At 46.4% G+C, this 22,466-nt stretch carries 29 protein-coding genes; 3 read left to right on the forward strand and 26 right to left on the reverse strand.

What is annotated here, in order from left to right; translation table 11 throughout:
* Positions 1–10: 10 nt before the first annotated feature.
* Positions 11–958, forward strand: coding sequence for an LLM class oxidoreductase (locus BV910_RS11250; RefSeq protein ID WP_078147376.1), 948 nt, complete (start codon positions 11–13; stop codon positions 956–958).
* 84 nt (positions 959–1,042) lie between these two features.
* Here the strand turns inward: BV910_RS11250 and BV910_RS11255 are convergent, their stop codons facing one another.
* The 22 genes from BV910_RS11255 to BV910_RS11350 all read right to left on the reverse strand — a co-directional run bounded on the left by BV910_RS11255 (position 1,043) and on the right by BV910_RS11350 (position 18,078).
* Positions 1,043–1,471 carry a CBS domain-containing protein gene (locus BV910_RS11255; protein ID WP_012727014.1) on the reverse strand — a complete coding sequence of 143 codons (429 nt, stop codon included), beginning with the start codon at positions 1,469–1,471 and terminating at the stop codon, positions 1,043–1,045.
* 254 nt (positions 1,472–1,725) lie between these two features.
* Complete coding sequence (locus BV910_RS11260; protein ID WP_078147377.1) at positions 1,726–2,529, reverse strand: alpha/beta fold hydrolase; 804 nt, start codon at positions 2,527–2,529, stop codon at positions 1,726–1,728.
* 75 nt (positions 2,530–2,604) lie between these two features.
* Complete coding sequence (locus tag BV910_RS11265; protein ID WP_078147378.1) at positions 2,605–3,717, reverse strand: M14 family metallopeptidase; 1,113 nt, start codon at positions 3,715–3,717, stop codon at positions 2,605–2,607.
* Between the two features lie 86 nt (positions 3,718–3,803).
* Positions 3,804–4,202 (reverse strand): hypothetical protein, encoded by a 399-nt coding sequence (locus BV910_RS11270; RefSeq protein ID WP_078147379.1) that lies wholly within the window; start codon positions 4,200–4,202, stop codon positions 3,804–3,806.
* Between the two features lie 113 nt (positions 4,203–4,315).
* Positions 4,316–4,783: a flavodoxin family protein gene (locus tag BV910_RS11275; RefSeq protein ID WP_078147380.1), complete on the reverse strand. Its 468-nt coding sequence runs from the start codon at positions 4,781–4,783 to the stop codon at positions 4,316–4,318.
* Positions 4,784–4,839: 56 nt separating this feature from the next.
* A complete protein-coding gene (locus tag BV910_RS11280) occupies positions 4,840–5,280 on the reverse strand; it encodes a hypothetical protein (RefSeq protein WP_078147381.1) in 441 nt (146 codons plus the stop codon).
* Positions 5,277–5,927, reverse strand: coding sequence for an SIMPL domain-containing protein (locus tag BV910_RS11285; protein WP_078147382.1), 651 nt, complete (start codon positions 5,925–5,927; stop codon positions 5,277–5,279). Before BV910_RS11285 ends, BV910_RS11280 begins: the two co-directional genes overlap by 4 nt.
* 33 nt (positions 5,928–5,960) lie before the next feature.
* Positions 5,961–6,704, reverse strand: a complete 744-nt coding sequence (locus tag BV910_RS11290) for a hypothetical protein (RefSeq protein ID WP_078147383.1) — start codon at positions 6,702–6,704, stop codon at positions 5,961–5,963.
* Entirely contained in the window at positions 6,701–7,243 is a 543-nt protein-coding gene (locus BV910_RS11295; RefSeq protein WP_078147384.1) for an RNA polymerase sigma factor, read from the reverse strand. The genes BV910_RS11290 and BV910_RS11295 overlap by 4 nt, the downstream gene beginning before the upstream one ends.
* 115 nt (positions 7,244–7,358) lie before the next feature.
* On the reverse strand, positions 7,359–7,529 hold the full coding sequence (locus BV910_RS14805) for a hypothetical protein (RefSeq protein ID WP_168169855.1): 171 nt from the start codon (positions 7,527–7,529) through the stop codon (positions 7,359–7,361).
* A 22-nt stretch (positions 7,530–7,551) separates the two neighbouring features.
* Positions 7,552–8,088, reverse strand: a complete 537-nt coding sequence (locus tag BV910_RS11300; protein WP_168169856.1) for a DUF2812 domain-containing protein — start codon at positions 8,086–8,088, stop codon at positions 7,552–7,554.
* The gene (locus tag BV910_RS11305; RefSeq protein ID WP_078147386.1) at positions 8,085–8,408 is read right to left on the reverse strand and encodes a PadR family transcriptional regulator; all 324 of its coding nucleotides are present in this window, start codon (positions 8,406–8,408) and stop codon (positions 8,085–8,087) included. The genes BV910_RS11300 and BV910_RS11305 overlap by 4 nt, the downstream gene beginning before the upstream one ends.
* 233 nt (positions 8,409–8,641) lie before the next feature.
* A complete protein-coding gene (locus tag BV910_RS11310; RefSeq protein WP_078147387.1) occupies positions 8,642–11,212 on the reverse strand; it encodes an ABC transporter permease in 2,571 nt (856 codons plus the stop codon).
* Positions 11,209–11,892 carry an ABC transporter ATP-binding protein gene (locus BV910_RS11315; protein ID WP_074033830.1) on the reverse strand — a complete coding sequence of 228 codons (684 nt, stop codon included), beginning with the start codon at positions 11,890–11,892 and terminating at the stop codon, positions 11,209–11,211. The genes BV910_RS11310 and BV910_RS11315 overlap by 4 nt, the downstream gene beginning before the upstream one ends.
* Before the next feature lie 92 nt (positions 11,893–11,984).
* Entirely contained in the window at positions 11,985–12,989 is a 1,005-nt protein-coding gene (locus BV910_RS11320) for a sensor histidine kinase (protein ID WP_078147388.1), read from the reverse strand.
* 1 nt (position 12,990) lies between these two features.
* The gene (locus BV910_RS11325) at positions 12,991–13,671 is read right to left on the reverse strand and encodes a response regulator transcription factor (protein WP_078147389.1); all 681 of its coding nucleotides are present in this window, start codon (positions 13,669–13,671) and stop codon (positions 12,991–12,993) included.
* A 120-nt stretch (positions 13,672–13,791) separates the two neighbouring features.
* On the reverse strand, positions 13,792–14,283 hold the full coding sequence (locus BV910_RS11330) for a hypothetical protein (RefSeq protein WP_078147390.1): 492 nt from the start codon (positions 14,281–14,283) through the stop codon (positions 13,792–13,794).
* A gap of 149 nt (positions 14,284–14,432) precedes the next feature.
* Positions 14,433–15,509 (reverse strand): RNA-guided endonuclease InsQ/TnpB family protein, encoded by a 1,077-nt coding sequence (locus tag BV910_RS11335; RefSeq protein WP_078147391.1) that lies wholly within the window; start codon positions 15,507–15,509, stop codon positions 14,433–14,435.
* A gap of 4 nt (positions 15,510–15,513) precedes the next feature.
* Positions 15,514–15,915, reverse strand: a complete 402-nt coding sequence (gene tnpA, locus BV910_RS11340) for an IS200/IS605 family transposase (RefSeq protein WP_078147392.1) — start codon at positions 15,913–15,915, stop codon at positions 15,514–15,516.
* A 164-nt stretch (positions 15,916–16,079) separates the two neighbouring features.
* The gene (locus BV910_RS14810; protein WP_168169857.1) at positions 16,080–16,250 is read right to left on the reverse strand and encodes a hypothetical protein; all 171 of its coding nucleotides are present in this window, start codon (positions 16,248–16,250) and stop codon (positions 16,080–16,082) included.
* Positions 16,251–16,371: 121 nt separating this feature from the next.
* Complete coding sequence (locus BV910_RS11345; RefSeq protein WP_371328156.1) at positions 16,372–17,379, reverse strand: tRNA dihydrouridine synthase; 1,008 nt, start codon at positions 17,377–17,379, stop codon at positions 16,372–16,374.
* An 84-nt stretch (positions 17,380–17,463) separates the two neighbouring features.
* Positions 17,464–18,078 (reverse strand): TetR/AcrR family transcriptional regulator, encoded by a 615-nt coding sequence (locus BV910_RS11350; RefSeq protein ID WP_078147394.1) that lies wholly within the window; start codon positions 18,076–18,078, stop codon positions 17,464–17,466.
* Positions 18,079–18,279: 201 nt separating this feature from the next.
* Here BV910_RS11350 and BV910_RS11355 point away from each other — a divergent pair, with 201 nt between their 5' ends.
* Together BV910_RS11355 and BV910_RS11360 are read left to right on the forward strand one after the other, a co-directional pair.
* Positions 18,280–19,224 carry a DUF5692 family protein gene (locus tag BV910_RS11355; RefSeq protein ID WP_078147395.1) on the forward strand — a complete coding sequence of 315 codons (945 nt, stop codon included), beginning with the start codon at positions 18,280–18,282 and terminating at the stop codon, positions 19,222–19,224.
* A 103-nt stretch (positions 19,225–19,327) separates the two neighbouring features.
* Complete coding sequence (locus BV910_RS11360; RefSeq protein ID WP_240499845.1) at positions 19,328–19,732, forward strand: AAA family ATPase; 405 nt, start codon at positions 19,328–19,330, stop codon at positions 19,730–19,732.
* A gap of 115 nt (positions 19,733–19,847) precedes the next feature.
* On the opposite strand, the gene BV910_RS11365 is transcribed toward BV910_RS11360, so the two are convergent.
* The 4 genes from BV910_RS11365 to BV910_RS11380 form a co-directional block, all read right to left on the reverse strand.
* On the reverse strand, positions 19,848–20,288 hold the full coding sequence (locus tag BV910_RS11365; RefSeq protein WP_078147396.1) for a hypothetical protein: 441 nt from the start codon (positions 20,286–20,288) through the stop codon (positions 19,848–19,850).
* A 71-nt stretch (positions 20,289–20,359) separates the two neighbouring features.
* Positions 20,360–20,707, reverse strand: coding sequence for a GNAT family N-acetyltransferase (locus BV910_RS11370; protein ID WP_483297396.1), 348 nt, complete (start codon positions 20,705–20,707; stop codon positions 20,360–20,362).
* A 224-nt stretch (positions 20,708–20,931) separates the two neighbouring features.
* Complete coding sequence (locus BV910_RS11375) at positions 20,932–21,447, reverse strand: dihydrofolate reductase family protein (RefSeq protein WP_240499846.1); 516 nt, start codon at positions 21,445–21,447, stop codon at positions 20,932–20,934.
* 251 nt (positions 21,448–21,698) lie between these two features.
* The gene (locus BV910_RS11380) at positions 21,699–22,406 is read right to left on the reverse strand and encodes a Crp/Fnr family transcriptional regulator (RefSeq protein ID WP_078147398.1); all 708 of its coding nucleotides are present in this window, start codon (positions 22,404–22,406) and stop codon (positions 21,699–21,701) included.
* Between the last annotated feature and the right edge of the window lie 60 nt (positions 22,407–22,466).

The following is a 22,466-nucleotide window of genomic DNA, read 5'->3' on the forward strand; positions in this document are numbered from 1 at the left end:
GGAGGAACTTATGTTCAACAATCATAAAAGCTACAACCGGATGTATCGGGAGGGCGAGCTCACGCTCGGCCTCCACATCCCTTTAGAAAACTTCAAAATGCGTACTCCGACACTCGAACGTCAAGTCGAGCTTTCTCAAAAGGCAGACGACTATGGCTTCACAGCGCTATGGTTACGTGATGTCTTACTTAAAGACCCAAACTTCTTAGACCCGGCTGTCGGTCAAATCTATGACATGTTGATCTACGGGACACATTTGCTCGGTCAAACGAAAAACATCGCGCTCGGTACGTCCGCGCTCGTCTTGCCACTCCGTCATCCCCTTCGTTCGGCGAAGGAAGTCGCGACGATTGAAGCGTTATTCCCGGAACGGTTGATTCTCGGGATCTCGTCAGGCGACCGTCGGGCCGACTTCAAAGGACTCGGAGTCGATCATCCGACACGCGGCGATCAGTTCAAAGAATCGCTTCGCGTCATGGAACAGGCGCTCTATAACAACTACCCAACCATTGACTCGCCTTATGGGGAAGTTGAACAGGCTACACTTGTGCCGCGTCCGAAGAAACGGATCCCGACGATGATCACTGGATTCGCACAACAAGACATGGACTGGCTTGGGGCAAATGGCGACGGGTGGATGTACTACCCGCAGGCACCTTTCGCGCAACAACAAGTGCTCGACGCGTGGCGCGCAAGCGGTGAAGCACATGGTCGTGCTTTTCGTCCCTTCTCGATGCCGATGCATCTTGACTTGACGCATGACCCAGACGAGCCACCGACGCCGATTCGTCTCGGTTTCCGAATCGGTCGCAATCACTTGATCAAGTTGCTTGAAGCGTATCGTGCCATCGGCGTGAACCACCTCTTCTTCGCTCTCTTCGACGGAGAACGTCCAGCCGAAGAAGTCATCGATGAATTAGGTGAATATGTACTTCCACATTTTCCACCACATGATTGAGGTTTGCCCTACTCCTATTTTTAAAAACGAAGCTGAAAGAAACGTAAAACAAGCCAGAACCGTAAGTCGGTTCTGGCTTGTTCATTATCTGACTTCATTCTCCAATTGTTTCAACTTTGTCGAGTAATACTCGATGATGTCACGGCGTCGGATGATGCCGATGAAATACTTCCCATCATCGACGACCGGCACGAAGTTTTGGTCCGTGATCGCATCGACGAGCTCTTCAATTTGTGCCGTAATCGAGACCGGCTTATAGCGAACGCGTTGCTTGATGTCTTTTAGACGTGTCCGGAGCACTTTTTCGTAATCTTCTTCCCCGCGAAGCTGTTCTGCGAGTGCCCAGAGTAAATCCCCCTCTGTCATCGTCCCGGCGTAAAATCCGTTCTCCGAAACGAGTGGGACAGACGTAAATCGATGATGCTTCATCTTTTCAAGTGCTTGTCGTACCGTTGATTCGGGGTCCAAATATTTGACGTCTTCTTTCGGATATAAAAAGAAAGCGATATTCATTTAAATCTCTCCTCAATCTGTTAATCCACCCCGCTATTGTACCATGAATGGTAGGACAGGTTGAACTAAATCCATGTTCTAATCTAGTTTCATCCCCCTTTCTCCAAAACAACACAAAAAAACATCGTGACTCTAGTCACAGCGATGTTTCAGTGATTCAAAAAATGGAAGGGAACTCCAATTGAATTATACCCGTTTTCGTTGGTTCTTACCCTTATCGACATACAAAAAGCCCCCGATTCGGAGGCCATCGATTATTGAACAAACTGCAACAACGTATCGTTAAATTTCTCTCGTTCATCCAGCACTGTACCGTGTCCACTCTCTTCAAAGCGCTCGATTCGCGCATTCGAGATGCCTTGTTCCATCTGTTCCGCAAACTCAAAAGGACAGATCTTGTCATGTACCCCATGAATGATCAACGTCTCGACATCAATTTTCGGCAAGGCATCTCGCAAATCTTCGTCACGTAACGCCTGTGCCGAGGCAATCGTCCCATGGCTCGACGCGACGAGCGCGAGATGGTGGAACCAGTTTTGTATCGGTTTAGAATGTTCTTTCTCGAAGAAGATTTCTCCGAACCCTTCGAGCATCTTCGGTCGGTCGACCCGTGTATCGTCAATCAACGCGTCGACTTCGTCCGTTGTCATTCCATATGGATAATCTGCACGCTGTGTAAAGATTGGTGCTGCCGCTCCCGCTAACACTAACTTTTTCAGACCATCCTCTTTATAGTCGGCTGCGTAACGAACTGCAATCGCTCCACCCATCGAAAAACCGACGAGCGTGAAGTTTTTTAAGCCAAGTCCGTAGACGACCATATGCACATCAGACGCCATTGTCTCATAGTCATAACCTGTCGCCGGGGCATCAGATTTCCCGTATCCTCTGAAATCAATGCCGATGTAGCGATATCCCGCTTCGACGAGCGCATTCTTCTGATACTCGAACATATTGTTGTTTGCTGGCCAACCGTGTAAGAAGACAATCGGTTCCCCAGACCCGACATCCTCTACATATAGATTTGTACCGTCATGTGCTGTAATATATCCCATCATCCAACCTCCACAGTCATTATTTAGCGAAAACACTCCCAACCTCATTGTTCCCTATTCCGACTTCGAGTAACCCTCTTACGTGTCGCGCCAAAGCGCTTCACCTCTTAAATAACCTTCAACGGCTTTCGCTCCTTCTCGTAAAACAGCTTCTCGCCAATCTGCGTTTTCCGGATAGAACATCGCCATGAATTCGTTTTGAATCCCGTTTCGTGCCTCAGGGTCCTTTGTCCCTTCAAAGTACAGCCGGTTCTCTAAAATAATCGTTAAAAATTCACGGATGGACGCTTTTGTCGACGTCCCAAACGTACCGAATTCGAATAAAGCAGAAACGAGCCCCTTGTCCGGATATTCCGTATCGCGCACGTAGTAAAAATGATTCGTCGAATCTCCGAGTACCTCGTCCGGGTCATACACGTTGACGTTGTCGAGACCGTACGCTTGTTTTAACTCATCTTCCGTGCGACCGTCCCGCTTGCTGATGACCATCGTCACCTCGTTTGTCGGTCCGAGTGCGGTATGCCAATCGAGATGGACGACTTTTCCGTAGCGCTCAAGTAAATCATGTTGAATTCCCTTCAAAAAGATGGCGGACGGTTCGTCTTCTTCTCCCCCGTAATACACCCCTTTCGGGAATTGATATTGCCCCATCCCTTTTGCACCACTCATCGCTTTGAAGCCATCAAGCTTAATTCCAGAGCCGAGAAATGAATAGATCTGTTCACGTGCCTCATGATAGTCGTCAATTACTCCGTCCGGTACGAAGAGATGGCGCATCAGCTCATATTCACGGTTCACGTTATACGGGACCGCTTCACGATCAATGACGTAATTTCGGTTCAAATCGACATTGTGTTCATTGACACGTCGAAAGTGTTTCATCCCCCATGGATTGACAGCATGGATGAGACAAATTCCCGTCGTCTCATGACGGACATGCGCGAGTTGTGTTTGAACAAATTGATGGGTCACCGCGGCGCCCGCATACCCTTCAATTCCATGTTCCCCGATTGTCATGAGAATCATCGCTTTTCGTTCTCGTTTCGGCTCCCCTAAAATGACGTCGATACTCTCGTCCCCAATCGAGTGTGTCAACAACTCCGCTTTCGGATAAAATCGCTTCACTTCAGACAGTAAATTCAAGAACTTCTCTCGCGACTCTTCGTAAGATGATGAAAAATACTGGCTCATCGCACTCTCCTCCAATCTCTCTTCTCTCTATCCTTTCCCATCCTAAGGCAATCTAAAAACGCCTCCTTTGAGAGGAAACATTTCAATCAAGGGGTGCGGATTCGTTTCGAATGTTGACGTCGGAATGCCATCATATAAAAGATCGGCCCAATTAAAACGGCACCGAATAACCAATAGAGCCCCGCATTCGCATACAGTCCTTCGAAAGAACGGAACACCCAAGCGAGAATGGTGAAGGCGACCATCAACTCGATGGTCCACAATAGCCCACGACGAACCGCTAGGAAGACCGTGTTCGTTTTTTGGAAGAAGGCTGCGACGAACGCAATCAAGAATGCAGGAAAACTCGAGAGCCACAACATTCGATTCAGCGAACTTTCAGCAAAGTACGAGTTGCCGAGAGACACGGTGATCAGAAAATGCATCAAGAGGACAAGCACGACGACAATCCAACCGACCAATACATCCCGTTCCATTTTTTTCATCACAACCAGCTTCCTCTCTGAAGAGTTGAATACTATATATTTACCCGTTTTTCATTTCTTCTCGTCCGCTTCAAGAAAAAAACGCACTCTGTTCTCAGAATGCGTTCCGTGTATTATCCGACCAACTCCCGCGCCCATGCTTTCGCGCGTTCGAGTTCGCCTTCCTTCAACATCTCCGTCGTCCCATCGACGAGGAACGACTCTTTCTGGACATCCGTCGCCCCTTTTTCAATCATTTCCCCTTCGACTCGATTGACGGCATGACCGAACCAATCGATGATTTTACCAAGAATCGGATTCTGTTTCTCTTTGACGACACTCGTGTCAAAGGCAGCCGTCCGTTTCCCTCGTAACGCATTGTCCGAAATTCCGTCCAAAAATACTTTAATGTCTTCCGTTTCGTATCCCCCATGTGTCGGTGAGCCGATGATGACCAGGTCGACATGTGCCAAGTCGCCTAATCCAATATTCAATACGTGTTCCATACGTGTCTCATGGTCTTTCGACAGCTCTTGCTGCATCGCATGAGCAATCTTTTCAGTATGACCATATAGTGAGTCAAAAATAATCAAGATGTTCATGATAAATCCCCCTTTACCGAACCTTTCTTTATTCTCGTTCCCATTTCCACGTTCGTTCATGCTTCTTTTTGGTACAGCGAACTTCGCTTGAAGAACGACCAACTTGTCATGATGATGCCCATCCCGAGCAGCAAATAGCCGAAGAAGGTGATAAAATCACGTGAATGATACGGTGCTTCGAATCGATACTCCGCTCGCTTCCATTCCGAACCGTCCTCGACCGCAATGACGTCTTCCACAGACTCCCCGTCGACTTCACGGTACACCGTCCCAATCGGATATCCGTTCGAAGCATTCCCGTAGTAACGTCCCGTCTCATCATTGACCACTGTCTCCACTTCACCGATCACGTCACCGAGTGCATCCTCTTCGATTGTTGTGTCGAGCACTTCATATGCGTTTCGGTCGAACACGACAAACGTATAGGCCCAGGAAAGGGCAGATGCGGGCAGCGCAGTCGAGAGTGAAAGGAGCATCAAGAAAATCAGTCGCCTCATTTGAGACTCCAGACGAATGTCGCCGAATCACTGACGTCAATGTCATCTGGTTCGAGTTCGGGCATCCGTGATTCCGAATAGACGACGTCCTGACTATAGAGGACGTTTGTAGGCGAGAACAGGTGAATCTCTCCCCATGTGTAGTCAATTTGAAGCAAGTCCCCAAGCTCGGCGCCTGCTCCTTTCGCAAGAAGCTCCGCTCGTTTCTTCGCATTCTCCGCAGCACTCACCAATAACTGATCCTCAATCGCATTCGGGTCTTTCATCGTGAAGCGAATGGAGAGTTTCGGATTTGCCCGAGATTGACTGATTTGTTCGATGACGTCCGATAGTTTAGATGTATCGAGCGCAAATTCGAGCTTCGTCTTCTGTTTACAGACGTATCCGACGAAGCGTGACCGATAATTCTCATCTCGATCACGGTAGCTCTCATATTCCGTATCGATCGAAAAGTCACTCGTTTTGAGGTCCGTCTTGTCAAAACCAGCACGCATGATGGCTTTTTGAAGATGGGACACCGCACTTGCTGCTTCGGTCATCGTATCTTCATATCGTGGTGCTTTCGAGACGAGGTCCATGTGAATCACAATCAAATCCGGTCGAGATGAGACGTTCCCCGTCCCTTTTACGGTAATCTTTCGTTCCATATCCATTTCCCCCTTATCGATTTGAGTTCTCCATTATTCTGAAAATCGCGTCATCATCCAGTCCTCTACTTCATCGAGTGAGTCCACACCTTGTAAGGAGGGGTAAGCATCCCGCTCGAACAAGAGTGCGTTCGGAGTATCTAAAAATAGATAACGCTCCCCATCCGGAAAACCGTAATCGGCAATATCTTTCAATCGGAGCGTGGCATCATTTTGTTCCCAGACAAACTCGTCATCATATGGAATCGGCATGAAAATTCCTTCCATGCCCTGTTTCACGTGCGAGATAACACTCATATGTTTTGCCTGTCCAGTTTCCCCAATTGCATCGGCACGAACAATCAAATCTCGCCCGATTTGCACATCCCCTCGATACACATTAGATACGTGTATCGTGATAAGTGACTGATATTCGGTCTCTCCATTGAAATCAATCTCGATATGTCGAATGTTCGTGACCGTTCCTCGGACCACGACCGGATTCCATTTCGAAAAGAGTTCATCTTCGGTCATGTCCATCATATTTTCCTCGGAAATATCTGATGTCACTTTTGATTGGTCGACAATGTGAACGGAATTCGCAGTGGAATCCGTAGATAATGGGATGCGTTCGTTCCAGACATTCGATGTGAAGAGCATGAATCCTGCAGCGATCGCAACGAGAAGTCCCCCTCCCCATTTCAGTCGTTGATAAGGTTTTCGCTCTATCATCATCGATTCCTCTATATACCGGTCATCGACTTCACCGAGTAGTCGAAGGATCTGGTCATTTTTCATACACGAACCCCTTCTGCTTCAAGCGCTCGCTGTAACGCATCCCGTGTGCGCTTCAAGGTCATTTTGACATGGCTCTCCCCGAGCTGATGTGTCGTTGCAATTTCTTGAATCGAGTGTAAATAGAAATAACGTTGCATGAACATCACCCTTGTCAGTCGAGGTAGGTCTGCTAGAAATTCATTCAACACGTCGACGAGGTCTTCGTCTTTCATCGATTCCGTAAGGACATGTTCTAGTTCTTCATAGACGAGCGGTACTTCCCCACCACCACGTTTTTTTGCATGATTCTTCTTATAACGCTGCAGTGCGAGATTTCGCACGATCTTCGTCAAATACGCTCCGAGTCGAAGCGGACGTGTCGGCGGGATCGACTCCCACGCTTTCATATATAAATCGTTCAAACACTCCTCTGTGTCTTCGCGATTCTGTAGAATATTATAAGAAACACGATGACAATAGCTTCCGTATTTCTTCTTCGTAGCGACAATCGCATACTCCGATCGTTCCCAGTACCAATCGATGATGACCTGGTCATCCATCCAGTTACCCCCTTCGTAATAACCCCTCTATAACTATAGACCCCAATCTCATATCATTCGTCACAATCTATCAAAAAAACCTCGTCGTCGAGACGAGGAATGTTACCCTGATCCATCATTTCTTCCGAATCGATACGGCAAGTCCGCCAATGTAGCCAATCATCGCCCCGCTCGCAATCCCATATACCAGCTCGATATCGAAGAAGAACGAGAGAACCACACCGAGTGTCGTTCCCGCAATCAATCCGAAACAAATGATACAGTCTTTCCATTCTGGTGAATCCATCTTGCTCCTCCTAACCATGCGCTCAATCTGACGACTTCATCTCTCCAATCGCTTTGAGACCTTTTAGTGTCCTGACTTTCCGAGTATGATGTTGTACCGCATAAGCCAACATTGCGACGACAGCTATGTTCAATAGGACGGTCCACTGCGCATATGGATTGGAAAGATTCGCTATCACCACAACAAAGTTAGCGAGCCCCACTGCGCCATACAGTTGGATGATTCGTTTTTCTCGCTGAATCATCGAATCAAAATCCGAATACAATTGGAACGGTCCGTCACTCGTTCGTTTTCGCAAGAAAATCCACCGATACGACGTGTCGACCACTTCGATGCCCACTTCATCCAGGAATGCCATATACGCCTTCGACTCGGGATGCGAAGGTAAGTTAGACAATAGTTCGATTCGATACGTGTACGTCCCGGGTTCGACTTGTTTGAACACATATCGCATCAAACGAAAGGATTCGAGTGCCCATCCGCTTTGAGCCATCTCGTTGAGCCACTTCTCTTCCTTCTCATAATCAACAAAGATGCGATAAATCGTTTTCGTCTTCATGTGTCCACCCCCTTCGTCCATTCATGACCATGTCGCACCAGTTCTTCTAGCCGATTTAATTCTGACCGGAGTGCCTTCCGACCCGCTTCCGTGATCTCATACTCTTTCTTCCGCCCCGTACCTTCGAGCGCCTGAATCCATCCTCGCTCTACTAGACTACTGAGGGCGCCGTATAACGTACCTGGGGCGAGTTGAACCCGCCCATTGCTCAATTCTTGCACGAATTGCATTATCCCATACCCATGCCTCGGGACTTGCAGAGATAATAATATATAATAAACCGCCTCGGTTAATGCGCCTGTACTTGACTGTTGTGTCACGTATCCCGCTCCTTTATATCGTTATTCGTTATATCGTCATCCGATATATCAAAAATATCCTATTTTTGGTTAATTAACAAGAGCTGTGACAAAATATTTTTATTTTGGTCGTTCTTCGTATCGTTTTGGCAATCGTGTTTTGTTTGTCATGACATCATAAAAAAGAGACTCAGCATGTACTGAGCCCCTTGTTGTGTACTTCATGGTTTATTATGAATTTTTCAATAATCTACTTAATCATTTTCTTGTTTCAATCGGTCGATAATGTTGTCTTTCTTTATTTTTGAAACGGAATATAGCATCGAGGCACCCACAATCATGAAAATCATGATGACGACAAACAGAATGCTATTCCACGGCAAGGTAAACGGAGCATCAAACGTATTGATTTGCGCTCGATAGATGAGGTACATGATGAGAAGACTGACGGGAATCCCATACGCAAGGGCTTTTACCCCATAAAAAATGCTTTCATAGTACACCATCTTATTGAATCCTTTCGGTGTCATCCCAACTGAACGAAGCATCGCAAACTCACGACGACGAAGTGAGACGCTCGTTGAAATCGTATTAAAAATGTTCGCAATCGAAATTAGCGAAATTAGCACGATAAACCCATACACAAATATTGATAAAAGTAACAACATCTGTTCTTGTTGTTCCCGTTGTTCCGATACGTTAAAGACATACAAATCCAAATTCTGTTCCGCTTCAATCACTTGTTGTGTGTCCTCGGGGTCATCTGTATTCAACGCGATTGACGGACTCGATTGTTTCATCAAATCCCCGATTGCGTCTTCTTCAAACGTCCCTTCTCGTACTATCACATCGAGCCATCCAAGAGAACCTGTCATCACACCGGTCGGGGCGATATCTGTCATAGCACCAATTTGAATCGTTCTAAGCGGTGCCGCGTCGCCCGTTGCATTCTCGTCCCTCAATTCAAACGTATCACCGATTTCTGCTTCGACCGTCTCTGAAGTGATGAATTTTTTCTGATCCATGTCTTGATACGAGATCTCATCAATCAAGACGGCTCCTGGTACGTCCCCGTCTTCAAAACGACTGACAGGCGCTCCGATTTGTTTCAAGTACGCATTGAAACTTTCATCATCTAATTGATAGAGGGATACGTAGTACATAAATTTTCCGTCAACAAACGACGATGCTAAATTCTCGTTCTCGATAATTGCACTCGGTAATTGAGATTTGCTGACCATCGTTTGGACCGTTGCATTTTCAAAATATGTTCCGTTCGTCACATGATCTAACGATTCATAACGTCGTAAATCATTTTGATCAAGCGTTGAACCATTCACAAGAATATCGAAATCATATTCTGCTTGAGACATGTCAAGGGACTGTTCGAGACGATCAGTGAAGTAACTGACCCCTAAAAACAGGACGATACTGATGACGAGCGAGAAGACGGTAACCAGATATCGTTTACGGTTGCGCTTCGTATTCTTCAACCCAATCTCTGCTTCTAAACCGAAAAGACGACGAACTAGTTTTGACGTCTTCACTTGTTTTGACGTCAATCGTACATCTTGCGTTTGACGAATGGCGTCAATCGCAGAAATCTTTGAGGCTCGACGCGCCGGAAGATAGCAGGAAATGAAAATGGTTACGCTCGAAATGAAGAGAGTTAATAGTAAAGTAATCGGTGTGACGACAACTTCAAACTTCTCCGTCACGTTTAACGCTTTTTCGGCAAATGCATTGATGAATAGGAATGTGAACGCAATACCCGTAATCCCCGCCAGGATACCGAGTGGAATGCTAATCCCCCCAATGACCATCCCTTCAAAATAGACCGAGTTCCGCTTTTGTCGCTTCGTAGCCCCGACACTTGCCAACATTCCGAGGTAACGAGAACGCTCCGACACACTGATGGCGAATGCGTTATAGATTAGAGAAATCGAACCGATCACAATGACCGCCATGATGATTCCACCAAATCCATATAGCGTTTTACGCAATCCATCGTCATTTGTCACTCCATAATAACGAAGCAACGAGGAATTATAGGCGACACGTTCTATGTTCTGTTCGGTCATCAACTGTTTCGCTTCCGAATAAATCGAGTTGTCTACATCGTTCAAGGCGACGAACGTATCGACTTTTGCTCCATTCAATTCTTGATCATCGATGAATCCGACGACTGTATACCCTGGCGACCAAGTCGGTTCCCAGTCAGGTCGAGCCATCGTTCCAACAACCGTCAATGTCACCGTATCCTCAATGTTTAATTGTTCGAGAATCGTCTCATCTTCTCGGATCAAACCATCATTTTGTGTCAACACGTAACCTGATGACGGATCAATCCGCTCTCCAATCTCAAGTGTCAATTCATCACCGATGTTATAGGTGACGAGGGCATTTTGGCGAATCCCTTCTGAAATGACGACTTCGCCTTCTTTTTCCGGTAGACGCCCCTCAGTCAAGTCAATTGGAAAACTCTTCAATCCGGATGTGTTATAGTTTCGAACATATAAGTATGGTTTGTAAGCATTTTGTGACTCTTCTAGTTGAGCATAACCATCATTTGAAAGGATGACAGCCTTCGTGTTCGCATCATCCCGAATAGCTTCGACTTGCTTTTCGTTTATATCTAGATACTGAACATGCCATTCTCCGTTATCTGCAATGTCTTGACGAATCATCAAATCCAAAAAAGAAGATCCGAGCGTTGTGACAGCTGTAATCATCGATACAGAGATGATGACTCCGATGATTGTAACAAGCGAGCGTCGTTTGTTCTCGCGCAAATGCCGAAGTGTCATTTTATTGATGATGTTCATGCGCGGACGACCTCATTCTTCGCAATCTTGCCATCTTCAATCGAAATGATACGATCCGCCTGTAAGGCAATCCGCTCGTCATGGGTAATGATGATGAGCGTTTGATTGAATTTCTTATTGAACAGTTTTAACAGGCTCATGATTTCTTCACTATTTTGACTATCCAAATTTCCTGTCGGCTCGTCGGCTAAGATAATAGCTGGATTACTAATCAGTGCCCGCCCGATGGAAACGCGCTGCTGTTGCCCGCCCGATAATTGATTTGGTAAATGGGTCAATCGGTTTGACAAGCCCAAGATACCGATGATGCGTTCCAAGTGCGCGATATCCACTTTTTGTTCATCTAATAGCATCGGTAACGTGATGTTCTCTTCGACCGTTAAAATCGGAATCAAGTTATAAAACTGATAAATCAAACCGATTTGTCGACGACGGAAAATGGCAAGCTGCGTCTCGTCCAATGCATAAATGTCTGTTTGATCAATCAACACCTGTCCACTCGTCGGCACATCGACACCACCAAGTAAATGCAACAATGTCGATTTCCCCGAACCCGAAGGCCCGACGATACAGACAAATTCACCTTTCTTCACCGTGAACGAGACGTCATCGAGCGCTCTGACCTCCATCTCGTCCTTGCCGTATACTTTCGATAAGTTTTGCACTTCTAATATGTTCATGTTTGCACCCTCCAGTACTTGATCTACTTCGAGTGTACCGAGTGAGTGTGACTCGTCTGTGACTCGAAAGTGACGATTTCGTCACTTAGCGGTCAGACAACTGCTTTATAGAAGCGAATATGAAAATCCGTTCCGACCCCAGGTTCGCTTCGAACAGTCAACTCACCTTCCTGGCTCATAATGATACTGTGTGCCATGGCAAGCCCAATCCCGACACTTTCTTCGCTCGCATTCACACCTTTATAAAACCGTTGGAAAATGTACGGGATGTCTTGTTTTGCGACGCCAATCCCCGTGTCACGAATCACAATTTCTGTATACAGCGTATTTTCACTGAACTCGATGAATACATCGCCCTGTTCCGGCGTATGCTCCACGCAATTTTTTAAGATGTTGATGAGTGCCTCTGTCGTCCACTTCAAATCACCCTCGAATGTAACATCTTTTTCGCCTTGAACGTGAAGTCGTTGCATTTTAATATCAATCGGTACGAGCATCGGTTCCGCTACGGCTTCAATGAGCGCAGGGACAGATACCAATTCGCGCTTGAAATGTATTGTCCCGGCATCAATTTTTGATAGTTTGAGAAGAGAAGACAAGAGCCACTCCATTCGTTCAAGTTGTAATTGTATGTTATGGGTGAATTCTTGACGCTTTTCCTCGGATAGACGAGGGTCACTGAGGAGATCCGCCATGACGGTCATCGAGGTGAGCGGTGTCTTCAATTGATGGGAGATATCGGAGATCGCATCCGTTAACTTCTGTTTATCTTCTTCAAGATGCGCGCCTTGTTCAGATAGCATTTTCGTCACTTTGTAGAGTTGGCTCTTTAACAAACTGAGCTCCCCTTCGCGATTATCACGGACATCCAATGTATAGTTGCCATTACTGATTTCTTGAAGATATCCCGAGAGCTGCTCGATTTCTCGATAACGCCATGCCGTGAAACGATACGTAACGCCGAAAAGTATGATTGCTAATAGGACGACCAGAACGGCCGCCTCTATGGACATGAATAAGAAGGCAATACCTACAGCTATTCCAATGAAAAATAGACAAGTGAACAAGTATATTCTTATTTCTTGGTTTCGCAACATATTAACGCCCCACCTTGTATCCGATTCCACGCACCGTCGTAATAAGCATCGGATGTTGTGGATCATCCTCTAGTTTCTCGCGGAGTCGCTTAATATAAACGGTCAACGTATTATCGTTCACGAATTCCCCACCCACATCCCAAATCTGATCGAGTAGCTGGGTCCGTGACAACACTTGCCCTGTATGCCTCCCAAAGATGAGCAACAAACGATACTCGAGCGCTGTCAACAAAATTTCGTCCCCATTCTTTTTTACTTTTGCATCTTGCGTATTGATTTCAACTGGACCAATCGTCAACAGAGGCGAGCGTACGTTTTTATTGTATCGACGAAGTACCGAGTGAATTCGTGAAACGAGTTCTCGGACACGGAACGGTTTCGTGATGTAGTCGTCCGCTCCCATATCGAGTCCCATCACCACATTCACTTCATCATCGAATGCCGTCAGAAAGATGACAGGGATATCTTGTTGTTGCTTCACGAGCCGACATAAGTCATATCCACTCCCATCTGGCAGTGACAAATCAAAGAGGCATAAATCAATTGTATGTAACTGTTGTTCAATCATAAGCGTCGCGTCAGCCGCGTTTTGGCATAACGTTGTTCTAAATTGTTCTTGTTCGAGTGAATATTGGAGACCGGAGGCGATCGTCCGGTCGTCTTCTACGATTAGAATATGCATGGTATTCCCTCCTGACTCTTCTCCCCATAATATAGCAGTCTTTATTCAAGTGAGGTGAGAAATCAAAAATCCCTAACGAGAAATCTCATCAGGGAGGACAATGCGTTATTTGCATGCGGATTAGGATGTTGTCACTCGAAGGCACTCCGGTCGTACGAATCCGACTTCACCTAAGAATCGTAATGCATCAATCGTCAATTCGTCGAGTTTGATGGATTGAACTTTCGGCTCGGTCTGTTCATCGACCCACACTTTCCAAATCTCGACTTCCTCCGCCGTCTTCAAATGGTCGGTTATATACTCGACGAGCCGTTCTGCTCTCGCATCGGAATAACGCCAACGCAACTCTACTACGTGCGGTTTTGAAGAATACGCCTCGACGTTCTCCACCGCATAATAGAGACTATGTTTAATTTCAATCTCGTCAAGCTGCTCTTCCGACTCGACGTTCATCAAAATCTTTTCATCACGGTCGAGGTCCTCAACGTCTGTCAGAATGTCAGGCAACTCGAATCCTTTTTGGATGGCCTCGTTGATAGATAAGAACTCGCCATATGGATTTTCAACTTCTTTTAGTGGGTGATCGCTCACAATAAATTGGAATTCACTCATGTCAAAGCCCCCTCTTGTTTTATTGACACTCCCACGATTAAAACCGTGGGATTCTGAAGTGCTTGTGCGAGCGCAGTCCATTTCTGTTTTGCTCAATCCTTCAGATGAGGGTGTGCCATCACCCCTCCTGAGACAGATCATATAGATTCTCAGGCTGATTGACTTTTACCATCAACCACAGGTGCGGTTCGGATATTCATCGCACCGACTACATCTCGATGTTTATTAAATCCGCAAGAACACGAATAGGTACGGTCTTTCGCTTTATTCCGACTCCCGCAAGAAGGGCATGTTTGAGATGTGTGTGCAGGATTGACATATTCAACCTTGATCCCTTCTAGTTTCGCCTTGTACTCGATAAATAATGCCAAGCGATAGAACGACCATGTATGCAGATTCTTATTGTTTTTACGGCTTGTTCTTGCCGTCTGCCGGATATTCGCCAGCTTCTCTAGGCGAATGACAGAAATATTGTTCTCTTTTGCGAAGTCGACGATCTCACGGCTCACCTTGTGATCCTTGTCTTTCATCCAACGCTGCTCCTTGTTGTCCAGTTCCTTGATCGCGTTCAGCTTCTTCTTTTGACCGAGCTCTTTCCGTCTCGCCCGGAACTTGCGTTTCATGCACTTGTTTTCACGACCGTTCCCAAAGAACCTCACCTTGTCGCAATCGGTCGATGCGACCGCCGGGACTTTGAGACCGAGGTCGACACCAAGAACCTTCGTACCGGTCTTCTCCGTCGTGGGGATTGTGACAGCGATTTGAGCCATCCATTTATTTGACTTCTTCGTGATACGAAGCGTACCCAGCTTGTTATTCAGAAGGGAGAAGTTACGATTGTCTCGATCGACCATCTCGGCACGGATCTCTGTCCTTTTGACCTTCCCGTCTACCATGATTGGAAGAAAAACGGACTCAAAATCGAACGAATAGTTCTGGTTGTTCCATGTGCAATAAGGTTTCTTCAGGACAGGGACGACCTTGTATTTCGAATTCTTCACTTTCCGGAAGACACTCTGGGCATCTTTGATGACCTGGTTCTTGACGGCACTAGGCAAGGGCGAGGAGACATTCTTGCTCGTCAACTTGAGCGTCACCTCGGCTTTCACCATGTCCGAGACAAGTCGGTTGGTCGTCTCGATGTATGTCGCCATCATATCTTTTAGAATCGATTCCTGTTCTTTGGTAGGATGAAGCTTGATATTGACCGTCAACGTCTGGGACACGGTGTCACCCCCTTGTTTTTTGTTGTTCAACATAACGTTTAATCGTTTCGCTCGATACATTTCCAGCGGTGGAGACGAAATAGGATCGTGTCCAGAGACTCGGCAAATGTTGAAGATGAGGAAATTCCTCTCTTAACTTTTTAGATGTTACTCTCTTTATTTTTGCCATGATGTCAGCAGGACTCAGTGTTGGAGGGGCGTTAAGGAACATATGCGTATGATCTTTCTCGCATTCCAAGGCTATAATGTTGATATTCAGTTCTTCGCATATTTCGGACATCAAACCTTTGAAACGTGTTTCTACATCGTTACGAAGGAATATCTTTCTTCTGTATCGAGGACAGAAGACGAAGTGATAATTGATTAGAGAAACAGTAATATGAGTTCTTCTATAGTTGGTTTCCATATTCATATCGTGTCAGTTTAACCAACAAACTGCAACAAGAAGATTTCCAGATACTTAAAGCGCCAAAACCTTCGGACTCTTTACTGACACTCCGCATCCTGCCGAGCTTTTATCCCACCCCTAAAGGAGTGGGCTTTCCCGCTCGAAAATTCTGTAATGGGTCGCTATCGTTTGATTGCACGAATGGATATGAAAAGACCAATCACATATCCGATGATTGAACCGATGACAATACCGTACATAAACGGAAAATCAACTAATAAAGAGATGACGATTCCGCTAACCGTGCCAAATACAAGTCCAAGCCCGACTGCTGATTCGCGCCATTCGCTCACCTTCACCCCTCCTCTTCTTTCCACTCATTACATACGAATCGACCAGATTAAACGTTTCATCGCCATCTACTATTTTTCATCCAAAAAAAGGACCCAGTATGAACTGACCCCCTTCAAAAAACTATTCGACCGTCGAGACTGCCTCAGCGAGTGCTGCCTCTTCTTCATGATATTTCTCGACAAAGGCATCGAGTAACGCTCGTACCTCATCCGTCGATTTCGTTTCCATCAAGTTATGACGTAGCTCGCTCGCCCCACGGAATCCTTTGACATAAATCTTGAAGAAACGGTGCAAGTTCGAAATCGAACGCGGCACGTCTTCTTGGAATTTATCCTGAAGGTCCAGTTGCAGACGCAATAGATCGAGATGTTCTTCCATCGAGTGCTCACGTGGCTCTTTCTCAAACGCGAACGGGTTCTTGAAGATCCCACGACCGATCATGACGCCATCGACCCCATATTTCTCAACGAGTTCAAGTCCCATTTGACGATCGAGGATGTCCCCGTTGATCGTGATGAGCGTATCCGGGGCGATCTCGTCCCGCAACTTCACGATGCCCGGGATCATCTCCCAGTGCGCGTCGACTTTACTCATCTCGTTGCGCGTGCGCAAGTGAATCGACAAGTTGGCGATGTCTTGTTTCAAGAGATGCGTCAACCAGTCACGCCACTCATCGAGCTTCGAATAGCCAAGTCGTGTCTTGACGCTGACCGGGAGACCACCGGCTTTTGCTGCTTGAATGAGCTCAGCTGCCACTTCCGGACGGAGAATAAGACCGCTCCCTTTTCCACGTTTCGCCACGTTCGGGACCGGGCAACCCATATTGATATCGAGTCCTTTATAGCCCATCTCGGCCATCCCGATACTCATTTGACGGAAATATTCCGGATTGTCTCCCCAGATGTGGGCGACCATCGGCTGCTCATCCTCAGTGAACGTCAAACGACCACGGAGGCTTCCTTTTCCTTCCGGATGGCAATAGCTGTCCGAGTTCGCGAATTCTGTGAAGAAGACGTCCGGGCGTCCCGCATGGGCGACGACATGACGGAAGACGACATCGGTCACATCTTCCATCGGGGCAAGTATAAAGAATGGACGCGGAAGGTCGCGCCAAAAGTTTTCTTTCATCGTAAAATCAGTTCCTTTCATCCATACAGTCCAACAAAATCACTCATCTATTCTATTATGTCCGTCGGATTGTATCAACTGACATTACTCATGATCCGTTTCTTTCGAGCGAATGAGTTGAAAAAAGTGCGGGAATCCTTCGGTCAATAAGTAATGAAGCACACGATTCGTGTATTCCGGTTCAATCGTTCTCGTGCGAAGTAGCGTCTGGAGCACCATCCCGTCAATCCCGGCCATCGTCCATGTGGCGACCGCCCGGGTCATCGGCCCTTGCTCGACTCCGTAAGCCCGTACAAAGATCGCCTCAATCCGTGTAATCCAGTCTTGATATTTCTCTCTGAACTTTTGTTCGATGTCCTCATTGCCAATCATCGCTTCGTGGGCGAGATAAAATTGAAGTCGGCTCTCCGCATCTTTTTGAAGGCGTTCCTGCATACCTTCATAGATTTCCTGGATGATCACCGCCACTTCTTTTTGATCGTCATGGGAGACGGTCTCAATGCGTTTGACTTCTCCAAGTCCCTCGTCCATTACGTCATATAGAATCGCCTCTTTGGAGGTGTAGTAATGATAAATCGCACCCGTACTGAATCCGGCCCGCTCCGCAATCCCTCGGAGTGTCGTACCTTTGATGCCCTGTTCGACGATGATTTCACGCGCGGCTTGTAAAATTTTTAACTTTCCTTCGTTCATCATCATCTCGCACCCTCCTCTGTTTTCCTCGCTCATTATACCATAATGATGTGGCGAACTTTCGACACTTCCATGTGAACTCACGTCTTCTATTGACAGCGTTTACAAAACTTTGTTACACTTTTCACATAAACATAACGAACGTTCGGTATGTTTAGCCATTGCATTTATTTCTGTTCATCTCATTTTCGAAAGGAGTGTCATGTTATGTTTTTCTTCGAGTCAATTCCTTGGTATAACGTCGTCATGTGGTTCGTCGTTCTTGGGCTGTTGATGGGGTTGAACGAGTTCGTCCGTTCCGGTAAACGGGCCAGTCAACTTATATTCATGGCGTTACCGATCGCGCTGACCCCGGTCTGGTTGTTTGTCGTCGATTCGGAAATCACGTCGTGGTTCCATTGGGTGAAGGTGTATTCGGCACTAGCCGGCGCGCTCATCTACATGGTCATTCGCTTCACGAACTACCATAAGAAACATCCTTGGTATTTAGTACTCGTCCCGGCCATTCTTGCCATCAATATCCTGGAGGCCGTTATACGGGAGTTTCAAGTCGGCTTCATGGGATTCAACGGAGTCGTCGACGGTATGAACTACATCTCTGGTGGGTGGAACTACGTCAACGCCTTCGCCGGAATTTTGAACATCCTCACCATTTGTGGCTGGTTTGGGATCTTTGCGACGTCCGGTAAGCGAGTCGATATGATTTGGCCGGACCAGACGAAATTGTGGATCATCGCATATGGGATTTGGAACATCTCCTACGTCTATTCGTGTGCACCAGGTAACGCATTTTATTCCGGATTTGCGTTGAACATTGCCGCGACCATCCCTGCTCTCCTTTGGGCGAAAGGAACATGGATGCAGAACCGTGCCCAAACGCTCTCGATTTGGATGATGTGGGTTATGACCTTCCCTTACTTCTTTGCGGTCGGCAGTACGTTCAATGTGAGCGTCTCTTATAATCCGTCAGCGAACTGGACGCTCGCCCTCATCAGTCTCGCCCTCAACGTCGTGCTCGCCGTCATGCAGGTTTCACGTATTATGAAACGACGTCTCAATCCGTTGAAAGACGAGATGTGGACCGATACTGAAGAATACAAACGAGTCGATGCGTTACGAGAAACAGAATCCCCTAATCCTAAGACAGCATGACAACACCCCATAGTAGATGGAATTCGAATTCCGCTACTATGGGGTGTTTTTTGTAGGACTCCATTGTAGTCGTAGAGAATAGAAACACGAAAGGATGATGACAATGATTTTGTGGATTAACGGTGCATTCGGCTCGGGCAAGACAACCTGTGCCAAGCTACTTGAGAAACAGTTGCCGAACGCGTTTCTCTATGACCCGGAACAAGTCGGCTTTTTCATTCGGGACCAATTGCCAAAAAGCCTTCAACAGTCCGATTTTCAGCACCATCCGGAATGGCGGGAGTTCAACTATCGGATGTTGTCGAAGATTGCCACGTCCTTCGATGGGATCATCCTCGTTCCGATGACATTGGTGGACGCAACGTATGTAGACGAAATCATCGGTCGGCTTCAGCGGGACGGGATCGACGTACGTCATTTGATCCTCGAAGCGCATCGACAAACGCTCGTGAAACGATTGAATAAACGTTTCGAATGGTTCAACTCTTGGGGGGAAAGCGCAGATTGATCGCTGCCAGTCCGCATTTCAATCTGAAATCCATGCAGAAAAAATTGTAACAGATCACCTCTCAAAACAAGATGTTGCGCGAGCGGTCGCCGATCATGTCGGTCTCACACTTGCCTCAAAATGATTCAGATTCATACATCGCTTCGGACGGCTCGTCTTCCCATCGGATGACGAGCTCACTTGAATGGGATAGACTCAGCTCCACCGCCTCACACATCGTATCGGTCAACCACATGCAGCGAAACAACAGTTGCCGATATCCGTACAGTTCATCGACGATTTCAAAGCGCCCCATTTGAACGAACTGGCTCAACTGTTCAATTGGACACACCGAATAAGTGGATTCACCAAAGCGAACGAGCGACGAAGTATCCCAGTCCACGTTCGAGATGGTCACGGTGGCACGACCCGTCCATACCGCTTCCTTTTTGAACAAGTCACGGATCCCATCCATAAAGACGAGACGGATTGTCGAACCCGTCACAGTCGCTTCTGTGATGACCGCATCATGCAGGGAAAGCGGGACGTTACGAGTTCGAAACGTATATTGCTTCATTCAATCCCTCCTAAAGATTACTGTTATATTTTTCGTTCTCAATCACCTAATCAACATGAAGATGTTCCGATTTAGTATAAGTATCCTAATAAATCGAGCTTTCCTTCCATCCATCGCTTATCCCCAACCGCTCGTACCATCAGTTCGTCAAATGATGTCTCACCAATCCCGCGTGTCGTCTGGTTCTCATCATTGATTTGAAGCCACGTGCATGTGTTGGATACCGTGTGAAACCCGATGCGTTCGTAAAGGTCTGGTTGGTCTGCGAATAACAGAAGAAAGTCGATTGAGTATTCTTTTCCGAGGGCAATGATTTCTTCCATCAGCGCCCGTCCGACCCCACGTCCCCGAACTTCTTCCCGGACAGACAGATCGATGATGCCGAGCACGTGAATCGGTTCTCCGTTCATATTCATCACACGAAAGTCTAACCCGACTTGTCCAATGATCCGTTCGTCTTCATACGCGACGATTCGGATAGATTGAAGGAAACGCGTGTTGCAGTAGCTCGGTCAGTTCCTTATCCATCGATTCTGAAACGGTCATCTCCAGGTGTTGCTCGATTTTCACCTCTTCTTCCCTTCCGATTGAAAGCGCCCATACCGAACGACATGGACCCCGTTCGGCATCAGCTGTTGCTCGATTACGTCGAGTTGTAGTGGCAAGATGTTGCCGTCCGGAAAAGTCGTTTGCCTGAACCGATGATGATGGGATACATGATCAGTCGAACTTCATCGATGAGATCGTTCGCGAGTAGCGTATGCACAAGTTCGCTGCTTCCCCAGACGTGTAAATCGGGTCCCTCTTCTTGTTTGATTCGTTTTAACGCTTCGACCGGTTCTGTCAGAAACGTCGTTGATTCCCATCGTGAATCCTGTGATTGCCGCGTGACCACATACTTCATCGCCCGAGTGGCTTCCCGCCAGACATCATCATGGTTCGGCCAATAACTCGCCCATTGGTCATAAGTCTTTCGCCCGAGCAACAAATCAAACTCACTATGCATTTGCGTCCGAATCCAAATGCCAAGCTCTTGACTCGAAAACGGCTCCGTCCATCCCCCATGCATGAAATCCTCACTCAAATCTTCTTCCTTCCCACCCGGTGCTTGAATCACACCGTCCAATGACAGATGTTCAAGTACAATGATTTTCCTCATCTCCGACTCCCCTTTCGGCTGTTTGCAAAAAAGCCCCCGATTGAGTCAATGAACTGAACCCTGAATGATAGACACTTGATAAAAAGTGCTCATTCAGGGTTCAGTTCACTTTTTGTAGATAAACATTGTTAAATCAACAAAAATTAGCAATCCATTTTATATGCTAATTGGATTGCTAAAAGGTTTGTTATTTTATGTTTTGTACTATTAAACTTAACACGTTAGATGATGGCACGCTACTCTGCTTATATTTATTCAGTATGAAGTAACAACTGATCTAAATCCATTATTTTAATTTTCTTTTTCGGTAACTGTTTAATCAATCCAAGTTCTTCTAGAGTAGTAAATTTACGGCTGATTGTTTCTGGTGTGGTACCAAGATACGAGGCTAAATCCTTTTTGGACATTGGTAAGACAATCGTTGGACTATCGCCACTTCCCTTTTCAACATTCTCAGCTAAAAAGGATATAATGCGGGTTTCTACATTTTCAATCGCTACTTGTGTGGTTTGTTTTTCAGAATCCTTTAAACGCATCGTTACTTCTGACAGTATTTTTAATGAGATCTGCGGATATTCCACCAAATACTTCTGTAAATCACCTCGTTTAATTAAACAAATGGATGTATTTTGTAGTGCTTCCGCATAATTCTCATGAATACTTCCAGGTTGGAAAACGGCGACTTCACCTGTAAAATCACCAGGATTTAAAATGCGAACAAGTTGTTCTTTTCCAGAATCCGTTAAGCGGTAAATCCGAGCCTTACCTGAATTGATAATATATAAGGTATCATCTTCCTCATCTGCACGGAATAACATTTCCCCTTTTTTAAGATGAAGTATCTTGGCAGATTCCGCAATCAAATCCATTTGTGAGTCTTCCAAATGGTTGAAAATGGGAACAATACGAATACATTCTGCATGTCCATGTTGGTGATGACAACATTGGTTTTGTTCCAAAATAACCTCTCCCTTTTATAAAAAGCCTAAGAGGGCATCCTAGGATTCCTTTCTATTCAC

Origin of the sequence: Exiguobacterium sp. HVEsp1, assembly GCF_002009685.1 — a bacterium.
In the GTDB taxonomy this organism is placed as follows: Bacteria; Bacillota; Bacilli; order Exiguobacteriales; family Exiguobacteriaceae; genus Exiguobacterium; species Exiguobacterium profundum.

Coding starts and splice junctions, on each gene's coding strand:
- BV910_RS11375 (WP_240499846.1), bottom strand. CDS start 21,447: ATGAGGAAAATCATTGTACTTGAACATCTGTCATTGGACGGTGTGATT.
- BV910_RS11355 (WP_078147395.1), top strand. CDS start 18,280: ATGTTTTTCTTCGAGTCAATTCCTTGGTATAACGTCGTCATGTGGTTC.
- BV910_RS11345 (WP_371328156.1), bottom strand. CDS start 17,379: ATGAAAGAAAACTTTTGGCGCGACCTTCCGCGTCCATTCTTTATACTT.
- BV910_RS11365 (WP_078147396.1), bottom strand. CDS start 20,288: ATGAAGCAATATACGTTTCGAACTCGTAACGTCCCGCTTTCCCTGCAT.
- BV910_RS11350 (WP_078147394.1), bottom strand. CDS start 18,078: ATGATGATGAACGAAGGAAAGTTAAAAATTTTACAAGCCGCGCGTGAA.
- BV910_RS11360 (WP_240499845.1), top strand. CDS start 19,328: ATGATTTTGTGGATTAACGGTGCATTCGGCTCGGGCAAGACAACCTGT.
- BV910_RS11330 (WP_078147390.1), bottom strand. CDS start 14,283: ATGAGTGAATTCCAATTTATTGTGAGCGATCACCCACTAAAAGAAGTT.
- BV910_RS11250 (WP_078147376.1), top strand. CDS start 11: ATGTTCAACAATCATAAAAGCTACAACCGGATGTATCGGGAGGGCGAG.
- BV910_RS11315 (WP_074033830.1), bottom strand. CDS start 11,892: ATGAACATATTAGAAGTGCAAAACTTATCGAAAGTATACGGCAAGGAC.
- BV910_RS11260 (WP_078147377.1), bottom strand. CDS start 2,529: ATGATGGGATATATTACAGCACATGACGGTACAAATCTATATGTAGAG.
- BV910_RS11270 (WP_078147379.1), bottom strand. CDS start 4,202: ATGAAAAAAATGGAACGGGATGTATTGGTCGGTTGGATTGTCGTCGTG.
- BV910_RS11295 (WP_078147384.1), bottom strand. CDS start 7,243: ATGGATGACCAGGTCATCATCGATTGGTACTGGGAACGATCGGAGTAT.
- BV910_RS11290 (WP_078147383.1), bottom strand. CDS start 6,704: ATGAAAAATGACCAGATCCTTCGACTACTCGGTGAAGTCGATGACCGG.
- BV910_RS11255 (WP_012727014.1), bottom strand. CDS start 1,471: ATGAATATCGCTTTCTTTTTATATCCGAAAGAAGACGTCAAATATTTG.
- BV910_RS11325 (WP_078147389.1), bottom strand. CDS start 13,671: ATGCATATTCTAATCGTAGAAGACGACCGGACGATCGCCTCCGGTCTC.
- BV910_RS14805 (WP_168169855.1), bottom strand. CDS start 7,529: ATGGATTCACCAGAATGGAAAGACTGTATCATTTGTTTCGGATTGATT.
- BV910_RS11280 (WP_078147381.1), bottom strand. CDS start 5,280: ATGAGGCGACTGATTTTCTTGATGCTCCTTTCACTCTCGACTGCGCTG.
- BV910_RS11285 (WP_078147382.1), bottom strand. CDS start 5,927: ATGGAACGAAAGATTACCGTAAAAGGGACGGGGAACGTCTCATCTCGA.
- BV910_RS11310 (WP_078147387.1), bottom strand. CDS start 11,212: ATGAACATCATCAATAAAATGACACTTCGGCATTTGCGCGAGAACAAA.
- BV910_RS11320 (WP_078147388.1), bottom strand. CDS start 12,989: ATGTTGCGAAACCAAGAAATAAGAATATACTTGTTCACTTGTCTATTT.
- BV910_RS11300 (WP_168169856.1), bottom strand. CDS start 8,088: ATGAAGACGAAAACGATTTATCGCATCTTTGTTGATTATGAGAAGGAA.
- BV910_RS11265 (WP_078147378.1), bottom strand. CDS start 3,717: ATGAGCCAGTATTTTTCATCATCTTACGAAGAGTCGCGAGAGAAGTTC.
- tnpA (WP_078147392.1), bottom strand. CDS start 15,915: ATGGAAACCAACTATAGAAGAACTCATATTACTGTTTCTCTAATCAAT.
- BV910_RS11275 (WP_078147380.1), bottom strand. CDS start 4,783: ATGAACATCTTGATTATTTTTGACTCACTATATGGTCATACTGAAAAG.